At 69.2% G+C, this 13,160-nt stretch carries 12 protein-coding genes; 2 read left to right on the top strand and 10 right to left on the bottom strand.

What is annotated here, in order from left to right; all coding sequences use genetic code 11:
- The 9 genes from ABZX92_RS42260 to ABZX92_RS42300 form a co-directional block, all read right to left on the bottom strand.
- Positions 1-903, bottom strand: a 903-nt coding sequence (locus ABZX92_RS42260) for a peptidoglycan-binding protein (protein ID WP_355571204.1), incomplete at its 3' end; no start/stop codon positions are given.
- A 217-nt stretch (positions 904-1,120) separates the two neighbouring features.
- Positions 1,121-1,450: a thioredoxin gene (gene trxA / locus ABZX92_RS42265; RefSeq protein ID WP_355571206.1), complete on the bottom strand. Its 330-nt coding sequence runs from the start codon at positions 1,448-1,450 to the stop codon at positions 1,121-1,123.
- 28 nt (positions 1,451-1,478) lie between these two features.
- On the bottom strand, positions 1,479-2,459 hold the full coding sequence (trxB, locus tag ABZX92_RS42270) for a thioredoxin-disulfide reductase (RefSeq protein WP_355571208.1): 981 nt from the start codon (positions 2,457-2,459) through the stop codon (positions 1,479-1,481).
- Between the two features lie 93 nt (positions 2,460-2,552).
- Positions 2,553-3,290 (bottom strand): hypothetical protein, encoded by a 738-nt coding sequence (locus tag ABZX92_RS42275; RefSeq protein WP_355571210.1) that lies wholly within the window; start codon positions 3,288-3,290, stop codon positions 2,553-2,555.
- On the bottom strand, positions 3,287-3,904 hold the full coding sequence (gene sigM, locus ABZX92_RS42280; RefSeq protein ID WP_045313282.1) for an RNA polymerase sigma factor SigM: 618 nt from the start codon (positions 3,902-3,904) through the stop codon (positions 3,287-3,289). Before sigM ends, ABZX92_RS42275 begins: the two co-directional genes overlap by 4 nt.
- 136 nt (positions 3,905-4,040) lie before the next feature.
- Positions 4,041-5,564: a protein kinase family protein gene (locus ABZX92_RS42285; protein ID WP_355571212.1), complete on the bottom strand. Its 1,524-nt coding sequence runs from the start codon at positions 5,562-5,564 to the stop codon at positions 4,041-4,043.
- Positions 5,565-5,601: 37 nt separating this feature from the next.
- On the bottom strand, positions 5,602-7,242 hold the full coding sequence (murJ, locus tag ABZX92_RS42290; protein WP_355571214.1) for a murein biosynthesis integral membrane protein MurJ: 1,641 nt from the start codon (positions 7,240-7,242) through the stop codon (positions 5,602-5,604).
- Positions 7,239-9,536 (bottom strand): DUF6049 family protein, encoded by a 2,298-nt coding sequence (locus tag ABZX92_RS42295; protein WP_355571216.1) that lies wholly within the window; start codon positions 9,534-9,536, stop codon positions 7,239-7,241. The genes murJ and ABZX92_RS42295 overlap by 4 nt, the downstream gene beginning before the upstream one ends.
- Positions 9,533-10,051, bottom strand: coding sequence for an NUDIX hydrolase (locus ABZX92_RS42300; RefSeq protein WP_355571218.1), 519 nt, complete (start codon positions 10,049-10,051; stop codon positions 9,533-9,535). Before ABZX92_RS42300 ends, ABZX92_RS42295 begins: the two co-directional genes overlap by 4 nt.
- 42 nt (positions 10,052-10,093) lie before the next feature.
- Between ABZX92_RS42300 and ABZX92_RS42305 the strand changes: the two genes are divergently transcribed.
- Together ABZX92_RS42305 and ABZX92_RS42310 are read left to right on the top strand one after the other, a co-directional pair.
- Positions 10,094-11,530, top strand: a complete 1,437-nt coding sequence (locus tag ABZX92_RS42305) for a CCA tRNA nucleotidyltransferase (protein ID WP_355571219.1) — start codon at positions 10,094-10,096, stop codon at positions 11,528-11,530.
- Between the two features lie 85 nt (positions 11,531-11,615).
- Positions 11,616-11,870, top strand: a complete 255-nt coding sequence (locus ABZX92_RS42310; protein WP_355571221.1) for a LuxR C-terminal-related transcriptional regulator — start codon at positions 11,616-11,618, stop codon at positions 11,868-11,870.
- Here the strand turns inward: ABZX92_RS42310 and ABZX92_RS42315 are convergent.
- Positions 11,799-13,109, bottom strand: a complete 1,311-nt coding sequence (locus ABZX92_RS42315) for an MFS transporter (RefSeq protein WP_355571223.1) — start codon at positions 13,107-13,109, stop codon at positions 11,799-11,801. The two genes, ABZX92_RS42310 and ABZX92_RS42315, sit on opposite strands and share 72 nt — an antisense overlap.
- Positions 13,110-13,160 lie beyond the last annotated feature (51 nt).

Below are 13,160 nucleotides of genomic sequence, written 5' to 3' on the forward strand. Positions count from 1 at the left end.
GTAGTCGTCCGAACCGTCACCGGTGATGGTGTCCTCGTCGCCCTGACCGTAGATCACGTCCGAGTCGCCACCACCGCTGATCTTGTCCTTGCCGGTGCCGTAGTGGAACGTGGCCACGCCCTGCGCGTTCGGCGAGGAGTTGCCGTCGGTGTGCAGCGACAGGATCAGGTCGGCGCCTGCCTCGTTCGCGAACCGGGCGCGCTCCGCCTCGTCCGGGCAGTTCGCCGGACCACGCGTGAGCAGCGCCTCCATGCCGGTGGCGGCCATCTTGCCTTCCAGCCGCCTGGCCAGGTCCAGCATCAGGTCGGCCTCGGACACGCCGTCGACGACCACGCCGCGGTCCTGCCCGCCGTGGCCGGGGTCGATGACGATCCGCTTGCCCGACAGGCGCGACCCCGCGTTGCGGACCCGTTCCTGCTCGCGCAGCAGCACCGGCCGGCCACCGCGGACCTTCGGCTGCAGCTGGCGCAACGCGCGCACGGTGTCGGGACCGCACATGCCGTCCACGATCAGGCCGTAGTCGCGCTGGAAGTTCTTCAGCGCCTGCTCGGTCTGCTGGCCGAACACGCCGTTCGCGCGGCCCGCGTCGTAGCCCAGCTCCAGCAGGCGTTCCTGCAGCATCAGCACGTCGTCGCCGGTCGTCGGCTGCGACATCAGGTACGCGAGCGGGCGGTCGCCGAGGGAGAACGTCGCGTCGCGCAGTGCGCGGTAGGTCGCCGGGCCGACGATGCCGTCGATGATCAGCCCCCGCTGCTGTTGAAACGCGCGCACGGCGTGCTCGACCTGCTGGTCGAACACCGGCGGCGCCTGGGGGTCGGTCGGCGGAAGCACTCCGAGCCTGGTCAGGGTCGACCGGATCTCGGCAACATCACTTCCGACGTCCCCGCGGCGGAGCAGCTGCATGCACCCTCGCTCGACTAGGGCGCCGAACTTGGTCGGCGCGTCAGTTGGGAAGTCCTCATTGTGCCCTGCTCCGCAGAGTGATCGATGCAGGGCTACTCACAGTCGTTCCGAGATCACGTCCCGGCGCGAAACGAACGTGACCCGCCCGTCTTATCGATAGACGGGCGGGTCATGTTGCGCGTTGCACTGGACTTCTCAGCCCATACAACTTTTCAGGTCACGCGAGAACGTCCTGCAGGTCGTTCAGCAGCGCGGCCTTGGGCTTCGCGCCGACGATCTGCTTCACCGGACGGCCGCCCTGGAACAGGATCAGCGTCGGCACGGACATGATCTGGTAGTCCCGGGCGATCGCCGGGTTCGCGTCGATGTCGACCTTGGCGATGGTGATCTTCTCGCCGTGCTCGGCGGCGATCTCCTCCAGCACCGGCGCAACCATCTTGCACGGGCCGCACCAGGTCGCCCAGAAGTCGACCAGAACGGGCTTCTCGCTGGTCAGCACGTCGTCCGCGAACGACTTGTCGGTCACCGTGACGGTGGCGCCTGCCATGTTCTCTCCCTTAAAACGTGAAGAAATTTCAGATGCTCTTGCCGTAGCCGCCGCCGACTGCCTCAGCGGCGATCTCGGCGTGCGCTTCGCCGTGCTCGGCGAGCCACCGTTCCGCGTCGATCGCGGCGCTGCAACCGGAGCCGGCGGCCGTGATGGCCTGGCGGTACTCGTGGTCGACGAGGTCGCCGGCCGCGAACACGCCGTCCAGGTTCGTGTAGGAGGACTTGTCCTTCGTCAGGACGTAACCCTCCTCGTCGAGGTCGACCTGGCCCTTGACCAGCGCCGAACGCGGGTCGTGGCCGATCGCCAGGAAGAACCCGGTGACGGGCAGCTCGGACTCGGCGCCGGTCTGGGTGTCCTTGACCTTGATCGAGGACACGGTGCCGTCACCGAGCACGTCGGTGACCTGCGTGTTCAGCTGCCACTTGATCTTCTCGTTGGCGCGGGCGCGTTCGAGCATGACCTTCGAGGCGCGGAACTCCTCGCGACGGTGGATGACCGTGACCGACTTGGCGAAACGGGTGAGGAACGTCGCCTCCTCCATCGCCGTGTCACCGCCACCGACGACCGCGATGTCGTGGTCGCGGAAGAAGAAGCCGTCGCAGGTCGCACAGGCCGACACACCGCGGCCGAGCAGCTCCTGCTCACCGGGGATGTTCAGGTAACGAGCGGCGGCACCCATCGCGAGGATGACGGCCTTCGCCTGGTACTCGACGCCGTTCGCGACGACCTTCTTGATCTCACCGGTCAGCTCGACCGACTCGACGTCCTCGGCCCGCAGCTCGGCACCGAAGCGCTGCGCCTGCTCGCGCATCTGCTCCATGAGCTCGGGGCCCATGATGCCGTCGCGGAAGCCGGGGTAGTTCTCGACCTCGGTCGTCGTCATCAGGGCGCCGCCGTACTGCGAACCCTCGAAGACCAGGGGCTCGAGCTGCGCGCGGGCGGCGTAGACCGCCGCGGTGTAGCCCGCAGGCCCCGATCCGATGATGATCACGTTGCGCACGCTCACGGCCCCAGCAACTCCTCGATCTCGTCGTCTGACTGGCTCAACGGATCGTAGGTGCAGCTAATTCCGTGACGTCGGTGACTACCTCGCGAGGGGCTACTTGGCGCCGATCGTGGTGTTCGCCAGCACACCTTCGGGCTTGTCCGGTCCGCAGGTCTTCGGGTCCAGCACGACCAGCCGGTACTGGCCGAGACCAGCGGGCAGGATCGCCATCACCGCGTCCTTGCCGTCGAGCGTGATCGGGCTGATGCCGAGCGGGTTGCCGGAGCTGGTGATGCCGCCGCCCTTGAGACAGCCGGCCAGGCGGTCCGGGGTCTCCAGAGGGCCGAAGTTCTGGGCTTTGAGCACGTCACCGACCGCGGAGCCGAGCTGGTCGCTCTTCAACGCGAGCGGTGGGGTGGCGTTCTGGGACGAGGTCGTCGGCGCGGGCTTGGCCTCGTTCGAGGGCCCCTGCCCGCCAGGGGACACGGCCAGCACGATGCCGAACGCCGCGGCGGCCGCGACCAGCACGCCCGCACCGCCCAGGCCGAGCCTGCGGTTGCGGCGCTTGCGGGCCTCGTCCAGCGACACGACCGGTGCGGCCGGTCGGGCCTCGGCCGCGAGCGCCGCGTCGATCCGTGCCGCCACGTGGTCGGGCATCGGGATCGACGGCAACGCGTGCAGGTCTTCCAGCGTGGCGTCCAGCGCCTGCAGGATCTCCCTGGCGTCGGGGTCCGCCTCGACCCGTGGACGCAGCTGTGCGGCGACCTCAGGGGGCAGCACGCCCGCGTGCAGATCCGCGATGAGGTCTACCGACCACGGCGGACCCATCGGCACGCGCTCCATGCCGGTCATCGGCCCTCCCACTGACGTTGCTCTTGCACATTCACACCGTCAGCTGGGACGTTCGCATCTGCGATTCGGTTCCTGAGGTGCCCGAGAACTTTGGCGAGCTTGGCGCGACCCCGCGCACACCTGCTCTTGACCGTGCCTTCCGCGATGCCCAGGAGCTGCGCCGTTTCGGCGACTGAGTACCCCTCGACGTCCACGAGCACGATGGGCGCCCGCTGCTCCTCCGGCAGCTCCATCAGCGCCGCCTGCACCATGAGGCTGGTCTCGCGGTCGCTCATCGCGTCACGGGGCGCGACGGGCTCGCCGGGACCGGCCTCGGGCAGCGGCACTGTCGGTCTTGTTTGTCGCCGTCTCATCCGGTCGAGGCACGCGTTCACCACGATCCGGTGAAGCCAGGTGGTGACCTGTGACTCCGCGCGGAACGACGAGGCGGCGCGGAAGGCCGAGATGAACGCCTCCTGCAGCGCGTCCGCGGCCTCCTCGGGGTCGCGCAGCGTGCGCAACGCCACGGCCCACATCCGGTCGCGGTGGCGCTTCACCAGCTCCGAGAACGCGTAGGGGTCACCTGCGGCGTGGGCCGAGATGAGATCGGCGTCCGAGCTGGCTGCGGCGGTCACGGCACGCACTTTAGCGAGGCTGATCACAGATCATCCGGTCGGGACCACGCTCAGTACGCGGGGAGCTTTCGTACTCTCCTGGAGTACGCGGGGACCCCGCGTGTGGTTCTGCCGAACGAAAGCTCCCCGCGTGTGGTCACTGAGCGCGGGTGTAGAGGATCTCGCGGATTTCGGACTGGTTCTTGCCGCCGCCGGAGTTCGTCAGCTGCGTGATCCAGATCAGCACGTGACCGGTCGGGTCGTGCTCGTTCAGCTGGATCTGCGTCTGCCCGTCGGACAGGTCCGCGACGCCGATCTTCTTGGTCTCCTCGAGCGGCGAGTCCAGCGCGGACGCCACCCTGATCTCGACGTGCGTGCCCTTGCTGGGCGAGGTGATCGTGATCGACGCCAACCGCACCGGCTCCGCGAACGAGGCCATCAGGCCGATGCCCGGCTTCAGGGTCGGGAACGGCTGGAAGTAGTTGTCGGTGCGCCAGAACGTGCTCGCGTTGTTGTCGACCGCGCGGCTCGCCTGGTTCGCGTTGTCCGGCTGGTTCGTCACGTCGTAGACGCCGATCCGGCCCGGCTGCACAGGTCCGGCGGGCGGGGCCGCGGGTGCGCTCTGCCCGTTCGAACCAGGCTGGTTGATCACCACGGTCGGTCCGCCGCCGCGCGAGGGCTCGTCGCTGAAGAACCCGACGATCTGCACGCTCAGCCACACGATCACGGTCAGCGTGGCCAGCGCGAGCACGCCGACGCTGATCCACAGCTTCTTCTTCTGCTGCTTGTCCTGCCTCGGCCGCTGCGTCGTCCACACCACGGCGTCGTCGTCATCGTCACGGGAGCGGGACGACACGGGCGCGATGAGCGCGGTCTCCGCTTCCTCGGCCGCGATCTGGTCGAGGACCTGCAGGATCGCCGCGGACGTGCGGATGCCGCCGACCGACGTGTCTTCGAGTGAACGCACCGCGACGGACGACAGCTCGTGCGGCAGGTACGGGTGCAACGCGTTCGGCGCCACCACGGAGCCGTCCGGCCCGGTCGGCGCGACCGGCACGCTGCTGGGTCCGCCCGGCAGCGCCCACCGGCCGGTGAGCAGCAGGTACAGGATCGCGCCCAGGCCCTTGACGTCGTCGCGCGCGATCGCGTCCGGCCGAGGTCCGGGGAACGCGAGGCGCAGGCGGCCGTCCGAGGTGACCCGGATGCGCTGCGGGTGGTCGGCGCCCAGCACGAGCCCGGCGTGGTGCGCGCCCTCGATGGCGGCGCCCAGCGGTTCGAGCAGGCGGGTCGCGGCGCCCGCGGGCAGCGGGCCCTCCGCGATCAGGTCCATCAGGTCCGTGCCCTGGGTCCACTCGGCGATGACCATGCCGAGGATGCCCTCGTCCGGCCGGATTCCGGTGCCGGGCGTCAGCACGTCGATGACCCTGGAGACACCGGGGTGCGTGAACGAGGCCGCGTGCATCGCCCGTTCGACCGTCCGGCGGGCTCGGGCAGCCGCGTCGTTGTCCGCCAGATCGCCGAGCAGCACCGTCAGCGCGACGTCCCGGTTGAGCTGACCGTCCCTGGCGCGCCACAGTTCCGCACGGGACCTGTCGTCGGCGCCGGACTTCGCGAGCAGCCGGTACCGGCCGTTGCCGATGACGCCACCGGGCACCAGGGCGGCGCTGACTCCGCTACTCACAGGCACGAGGGTACGGGACGACGTTCACGACCCGGCGTCACCGCCGCCGCACCAAACGGTTGATCTTGTCGATGGCCGGCTTCATCTCGGGTACCCGGAACGCCGCCAAAAGGCCGAACGCGAGCGGCAAACCGATCAACGTCACCAGAATGACCTCGAACCAGGCGGCTACAACCGGGTTCGCGAACCCGATCACGTTCTGCAGCAGCATGTTGGCGCCCTTGGCCACCGCGAACGCCAGCGCCGACGCCACCACCGTGAGACAGACCGTCCAGATGGTGAAGCCGGTGCGCAGGCGGCCCAGGCGGACCCGGAGCCACACCTGGCCGACGATCGCGCCGAACACGAAGCTGAGCGACATCGCGAGCGACACGCCGACCGCGAGCTGCTCGGGTTCGGACACGGCGAGGAAGAAGTACAGCAACCCGATCCGGACCGCCACGATCAGCGCCTGGATCAACGTCGGCGTGCGGGCGTCCTTCATCGCGTAGAACACACGCAGCTGCAGCAACGTGATCGCGTAAGGCACCAGCCCGAACGCCGACAGCGCGAGCGCCAGGCCGATCGCCGTGCCGCCGGAGACGCCCGACTTGCCGAACCCGAACGCGGCGATGCCGATCGATACACCGCAGACGGTCATCAGCACGCTGAACGGCATGAGCAGGATCGACGACATGCGGTTGCCGAACAGCAGGTCGCGGACGATCTCGTCCTTGTCGTCGTGCGCCGCGGCCCGGCTCATCTTCGGCATCAACGCCGTGAGCAGCGAGACACCCAGCACGCCGTACGGAACCTGCGCGATCAGCCACTGGAAGTTGAACGCCGCCAGCGCGCCGTCGCCGTGCGTCGCCACATTGGTGAGCACGGTCATGCTGGCGAAACCGAGGCCGACGTAGAGCAGCACCCAGAACGCGAGGCTGCCGAACTCGGACAGCCGGGCGTCCCAGCCGAACCTCCACTTGAACCGGAAGCCGGTCCTGCGCAGCGCCGGGAACAACACCAGGGCCTGCACCGCGACACCGAGGGCGGTACCGACGCCGAGCACCAGCACGTGAACGTCGGTCATGTGCACCGGGTTGAGCGAGATCTCGCCCGGCAGCATCCAGTAGACGCCCAGCACCACGATCACGACCACGTTGTTCAGCACCGGTGCCCAGGTGGGCAGGCCGAACACGTGGCGAGCGTTCAGCACCGCGCCGAGCAGTGCGGTCAGGCCGTAGAACACGATGCCCGGCAGCACCAGGTAGGCGAACGCGGTGACCAGCGCCGGGTTCGCCTTCGGCGAGTCGGCGATGAACAGGGCGGTGAGCAGCGGCGCACAGGCCACCGCGACGACCGTGCCGACAGCGAGGATCGCGGTGCCCATGCTGATCAACCACTGGGCGTACGACTCGCCGCCGTCCCCGTCCTCCTTCTCGGCGCGGACCAGGAGCGGGATCGCCACGCTGGTCAGGATGCCGCCGAGCAGCAGCTCGTTGATCATCGTCGGCAGGGTCGAAGCCGCCTGGTACGAGTCGTTCAGGGTGCCGACACCGAGTGCGGCGACCAGCAGCACCTTCGACAACAGGCCGGTGACGCGGCTGACGATCGTCGCGATCGCCATCGAGCCGCTGGCTTTCGCGACCGACGGTGCTTGCTTCTGCTGCTCTGGCTCGGTGGTCGTGGCTGTCTCGCTCACGCGCTCGACTTCTCCGGTGTGACGTTTTCGATGGACGGTGCGCCGCCGTTCTCGCCGTTGCGAGCACGGACCCGCTTGTAGATGCGTCGTCCGGAAAGCAGGACGAGCGCGATCGCGGCGATCACGGTGACGATCACCGTGATGGTGCCGTAGGCGGACGACGACACCTCCAGCTTGACAGTGTCACCCAGGGCGACGCCCTCGGGAGTGGTCAGCCGGACGTTGACCGGGAACCGGCCGGACCGCAGCACCTCGACCGGCACCCGCACGACGCGCTCACCGCGGGCGGGGAGCACCTGGTCAGCGAGGTCGAGCTTGCGAATGCCGGGAGTGTCGGCCAACACGATCCGCACGGTCACCCGGACGTCGAGCTTGTTGGTGATCGTCACGGGAATGGGACTGTCGCCGGAGCCGAGCAGGATCGGGCTCGCGGGCGGCGTCACACCGACCATGCCGGTCAGCGAGTTCAGCTCGCCCTGGCTGATGTACGCGGCGGACCGCGCGCCCTCCTCGTTCTGCCGCCACGCACCTGACATCGCGCGCAGCAGACCGAGCCACAACGGGTCGGCCAGGTCGGCGGGAGCGGTGTGCTCCTTGTCCTCCTGCTGCATGGACGCGACCAGGCCGGCCAGCTCGGCGCTCTGCTTGGTCACCGAGTCGGAGATCGTGGTGGAGATCTCGCGTGCACCGGCCTCGGGCGGGTAGGAGACCTTGGCGTTCGTCGCGGGCGGTGCGGCCGAGGTCAGCTCCTCGAGACCGGTCTGCGTCGCGTAGCCGCTGACCAGCAGCTTCTGCGCGGCGCTGAGGAACTCGGTCATCTCCGAGAGCGGCGCGTTCCACCGGCGCGGGGGCGTGACCAGCACGTTGCGGCCGTCGCCCTGCCAGCCGGCGCGGAACACCAGCACGGACAGCGCGTTCTGCACGGACACCGGCTGGCTCTCGATCGGCGTCGTGACACCGGAGAGCGTGCGGGGCTTGGAGGCACTGCCCTGCAGCGCGTCCGAGACCATCGAGTCGATCTTCACGGCGGTCACCGGGTGCTTGCCCCCGATGCCGGCCGGACCCGTGCCCGGTGCGTCGGCCAGGCCGGTCGGGTCGAGCAGGACCGACTTCATGCCCTCGTACTTCTGCTCCGGCTGCGGCGTGACCAGCTCGTCGAACGTCGACTGGTCCAGCACGCCGTCCTCCGGCCACACGAAGTCCGGCAGCGGCTGCACGCCCAGGATCTGCTGGATCAGCTTCGGGCCGTCGTTCAGCGCGAGCGTCCGCATGTTCACGAGCTTCGCCCTGTTCAACGCCACGAGGTCGGCGTCGGCGTACGGCAGCGCGACGACACAACGGCCCGTGACGGCGAGCTTGAGCCGGTCGAGCCACAGCTTCGCCTCGGCCTCGCCCTTGCCCTCGGTGCCGCCGCGGATCTTGTAGCCGGTGCTCATCGCCTGGATGGTGCGCAGCAGGTCCGGGTCGATCGCGAGGCACATCGAGGTGCTCATGGCCGGGATCGCCTGCTCGTAGGCCTGCAGCAGGCCGTACAGCCGCCCGGTGGCCGAGAGCGACGCCGCGAGGTCGTCGTCGACCAGCTCGGACTCCCCCTGGCCGCCGGTCTTGACCAGGCGCGGCCGGTCCGCGATGGGCCACAGGACGGTGAGCTTGCTCGGTGCGCCCGGCTTGCCCTTGGTTTCGCCGCCGGGCACGCCCAGCACCGGCAGCAGCGTCGAGAGGGCCGCGAGCCGCGCCTGGCCGCCGTAGTCCGGCCGGCCGTTGATGTTGGCGAGGATCGGGTAGATGCCGGGCTGGTCGATCGCGAGCGACGTCCGCTCGGTGCCGCGCAACGGCACCTCGAGCGTGAAGTCCTTCTGCTGGCCGGCTTCGAGCTCGTCCGCGACCTTGGTGAAGTTCGGCTGGACGAACTCGGCCGCGGCCGGCTCCCGCAACGCCTTGCGCAGCTCGTCCTCGGTGTCGAGCGACTGGCCGCGCTCCAGGCGCAGCACGATGTCGGACACCTTGCGGTCGCCCACGTTGACGATCTTGCCGGTGATCTTGACCGTGCCCGGCGAGTCGCTCGTGACGAACCGGGGGGTGAGCTGGGCGATGTCGAGCCGCAGGAACTGCGGCTGAGGCTGGCCCGGCTGGGCGGCGAGGGTTCTGGTCGCCCACACCTGGGGACCGTCGGGCAGGAACGGCAGCGCGTCGGTCTGGTCCGGCTGGGACTGCTCCACGGCGCCCGCGAGCGGTGTGGCGGTCACCAGGAACGCGGCGACGGCGGCTGTGCAGAAGAGCTTCCTCACGCTCACGCCGACTCCGCCCCGTCCCGGCAGCGGTCGGCGAGCAGTTCGGCTGCTCGGCGGACCAGACGGCGCTCATCGGCATACGCGAGTCGCTCGTCCAGCTCGCCGAGTGGCACCCACGCCACCTCGGTGACCTCCACGTCTTCGTCGGAAAGCTCTCCCCCCAGCGCTTCGAGGAGGAAGTGGTGAACCGTCTTGTGCACCCGGCGGTCGTCAGCGACGAACCAGTAGTCGATCGACCCCAACGGGCGCAGCACCCTGCTATGAATACCGGTCTCCTCGGCGACCTCGCGCACCGCGGTCTGTTCCGCGGTCTCGCCGGCCTCGATGTGACCCTTCGGCAAAGACCACAGCAACCGGCCTCGCCGGTCAAGTCTGCCGATCACCGCGGCCCGCTGCTCACCGTCGAGCACCAGGCCACCAGCCGACGTCTCGTCGACGGTCTTGAGCCTGCGACCCCTGCGCCTCCTCCGGCGGCCCGGCTTGGGACCTCCTCCGGATCGTGCGGCTGACGGGGGCATACGGCCGATCGTACTTACGAACCTTAAGTACGCTGGTTTCTCGTGTCTCGATCGCTCCAGCAGAATGCGGTGGTGGAAGAGCCCACCATCACTCCAGTCGTCGCCGAGCTCGCCGCTCGGTTCGCCGCCGAGGGCAAGCACCTCTACCTCGTGGGCGGCAGTGTGCGCGACGCCGTGCTGGGGCGCCCGACGAACGACTTCGACTTCACCACCGACGCGCGTCCTGCGGAGATCCAACAGCTGCTCAGCGGCTGGGCGGACGCTCAGTGGGACACCGGCATCGCGTTCGGCACGGTCGGCGCCTCGAAGAAGGGCGAGATCATCGAGATCACGACCTTCCGCGCGGACACCTACGACGGCGTCACCCGCAACCCGGAGGTGACCTTCGGCGACACGATCGACGGCGATCTGGTCCGCCGCGACTTCACGGTCAACGCCATGGCGTTCGACGTCGTGGCCCGCAAGTTCGTGGACCCGACCGGAGGCCTCGCCGCCGCGCGGGCAGGCGTGCTGGACACGCCGGCGACCCCGCAGGAGTCGTTCGGCGACGACCCGTTGCGGATGCTGCGGGCGGCCCGGTTCGTCTCCCAGCTCGGCTTCACCGCGGCGCCTCGGGTGATCGAGGCGATGCGGTCGATGGCAGGCGAGATCGCCCGCATCACGCCGGAGCGAGTGCAGGTGGAGCTCTCGAAGCTCCTGTGCGGGGCGCACCCCCGCCGCGGCATCGAGCTCATGGTGGAGACCGGGCTGGCCGACATCGTGTTGCCCGAGCTCACGGCCATGAAGCTGGAAATCGACGAACACCATCAGCACAAGGACGTCTTCCACCACTCGCTGGTTGTGCTGGAACAAGCAATTGATCTTGAAGATGTTGATCAATCACCCGATCTGGTGCTGAGGATCGCGGCGCTGCTGCACGACATCGGCAAGCCGGCGACCCGGAAGTTCGAGCCAGGCGGCGGTGTCTCGTTCCACCACCACGAGGTCGTGGGCGCGAAGATGGTCCGCAAGCGCTTGCGGGCGTTGCGGTACTCGAAGGAGATCACCGAGGACGTCGCGAAGCTCGTCTACCTGCACCTCCGGTTCCACGGCTACGGCAGCGGCGAGTGGACCGACTCTGCCGTGCGCCGGTACGTGACGGACGCCGGCGACCTGCTGACGCGGCTGCACAAGCTCGTCCGCGCAGACTGCACGACCCGCAACAAGCGCAAGGCGAACCTGCTGAAGCGGACCTACGACTCTCTTGAGGAACGCATCGCGCGCATCGCGGCCGAGGAAGACCTCGCGCGCGTGCGGCCTGACCTCGACGGCAACGAGATCATGAAGATGCTCGGCCTGCCGCCGGGCCCGCAGGTCGGTGCGGCGTGGAAGTTCCTCAAGGAGCTGCGGCTCGACCGGGGGCCGCTGGACCGCGACGAGGCCGAGGCAGCGCTGCTCGACTGGGCGCGCGAACAGGGCATCACTCCGCCGTCTGCGTGACGCATGGTGAGCGGATGACATCCCCGCGTTAGCGAACTGACAGCGCGGGGCTGCACCATGGGCAGTGCTCATGGGGGTGATGCAGATGTTCACTTGGGGACTGTCCGCAAGTCCGGACGTACGCGACCTGGAAGTGCTGACCGACGACCAACGGGCCGTGCTGCGGTGTCTCGCGCGTGGTCACGCCGACCACGAGATCGCGCGGGTGCTCGGCATCGGGCAGCAGCAGGTGGCCGCCGAGGTGGCCGACATCCTGCGGCGCCTGGATCTACCCGATCGGGTGGCCGCCGTCGTCTTCGCGCACGAGGCCGGGATGTTGCACCTGCCGTTTCCGCGGTAGCAGGACCAGGTAGGCGGTCAGCCCGACCAGGTAGAGGCCGGCGGCGGTGATCAGGAGACCGGGCGAACGCCCGTCCAGGGGGACCACCGTCGCCGTGATGGACACCGCGGTGACCATCGCGACGTTGAAGAGCGTGTCGTAGAGGGAGAAGACCCGGCCGCGCACTTCGTCACCGATGTCGTGCTGCACCGCGGTGTCCACGCACAGCTTGACGATCTGACCAGCGAAGATGATCACGAAACCGGCCGCGAGGACGGTCGGCAGAGTCATCGGCAGCCCGAGCCCGATCTGGGCGGCGGTCGCGAGCAGGAGGGCACCGCAGATCGTGGTCTTCACGCCGAACCTGTCGACGATCCGGTCGGTGAGGACGCCGGCGAGCAGGATGCCGGCGCCGCCCGCGACGGCGACTTCGCCGAGCCCGCCGATGCCCGCCTTGAGGATGCCGACGTCCTGCAGGCTGTAGCGCATCAACAGCAGCGTGACCATGAGGCTGATGCCGAACGCGGCCCGATGCGCGAGCAGTGCGGCCAGCCCGGCCCGGACGCTCGGGGTGTGCCAGGTGGCCTTCGCGCCGTCCAGCAGGCCACGTGCGACGGCCCTGACCGCGTTGGGCGGCTCGTCGACCTCGTCCGGCCCGAGCACGCCGGCCTTGAACCTGCTGGCGATGAACGCGCTGGTCAGCATGCCGGTCACGGCGATGCTGGTGGTCCACCCGGAACCGCCGTCACCGGCTCCCAGCAGCGTGCGGAACCCGATCGCGCAGGCGGCACCGACGACCGAAGTGATCGCTCCGGCGGTCGTGGCCAGCGCGTTCGCTTCGACCAGGTGGTCCTCGTCGACGACGTGCGGCAGGGCCGCGGACAGTCCGGAACCGACGAACCGGCCGATGCCCATGACGACGAGGGCGGAGATGTAGAGCGGCAGACCGCTGAGCCCCGCGCCGACTGCGAGAGCGGTGAACAGGACGAACGCCGCGCGTGAGATGTTCGCCGCGACGATGACCTTCTTGCGGTCCCACCGGTCGAGCAACGCGCCCGCGAACGGCCCGATGACCGAGTACGGCAGCAGGAGCACGGCGAACCCGGCCGCGATGGCCGCGGGATCGGCCTGCCGCTCGGGGTTGAAGAGAACCGCGCCGGCGAGTCCGGCCTGGAAGAGTCCGTCACCCCACTGCGACGTCAGCCGGGTGGCGAGGAGCCTGCGGTACTCGGGGATGCAGCGTGCGCACGCCGTCCTCACCGGCCAGCTCGGACCGCAGGACCGCGATCTGCCGGTCGGACAGACCCGCGC

This window comes from Lentzea sp. NPDC006480 (genome assembly GCF_040611995.1).
In the GTDB taxonomy this organism is placed as follows: Bacteria; Actinomycetota; Actinomycetes; order Mycobacteriales; family Pseudonocardiaceae; genus Lentzea.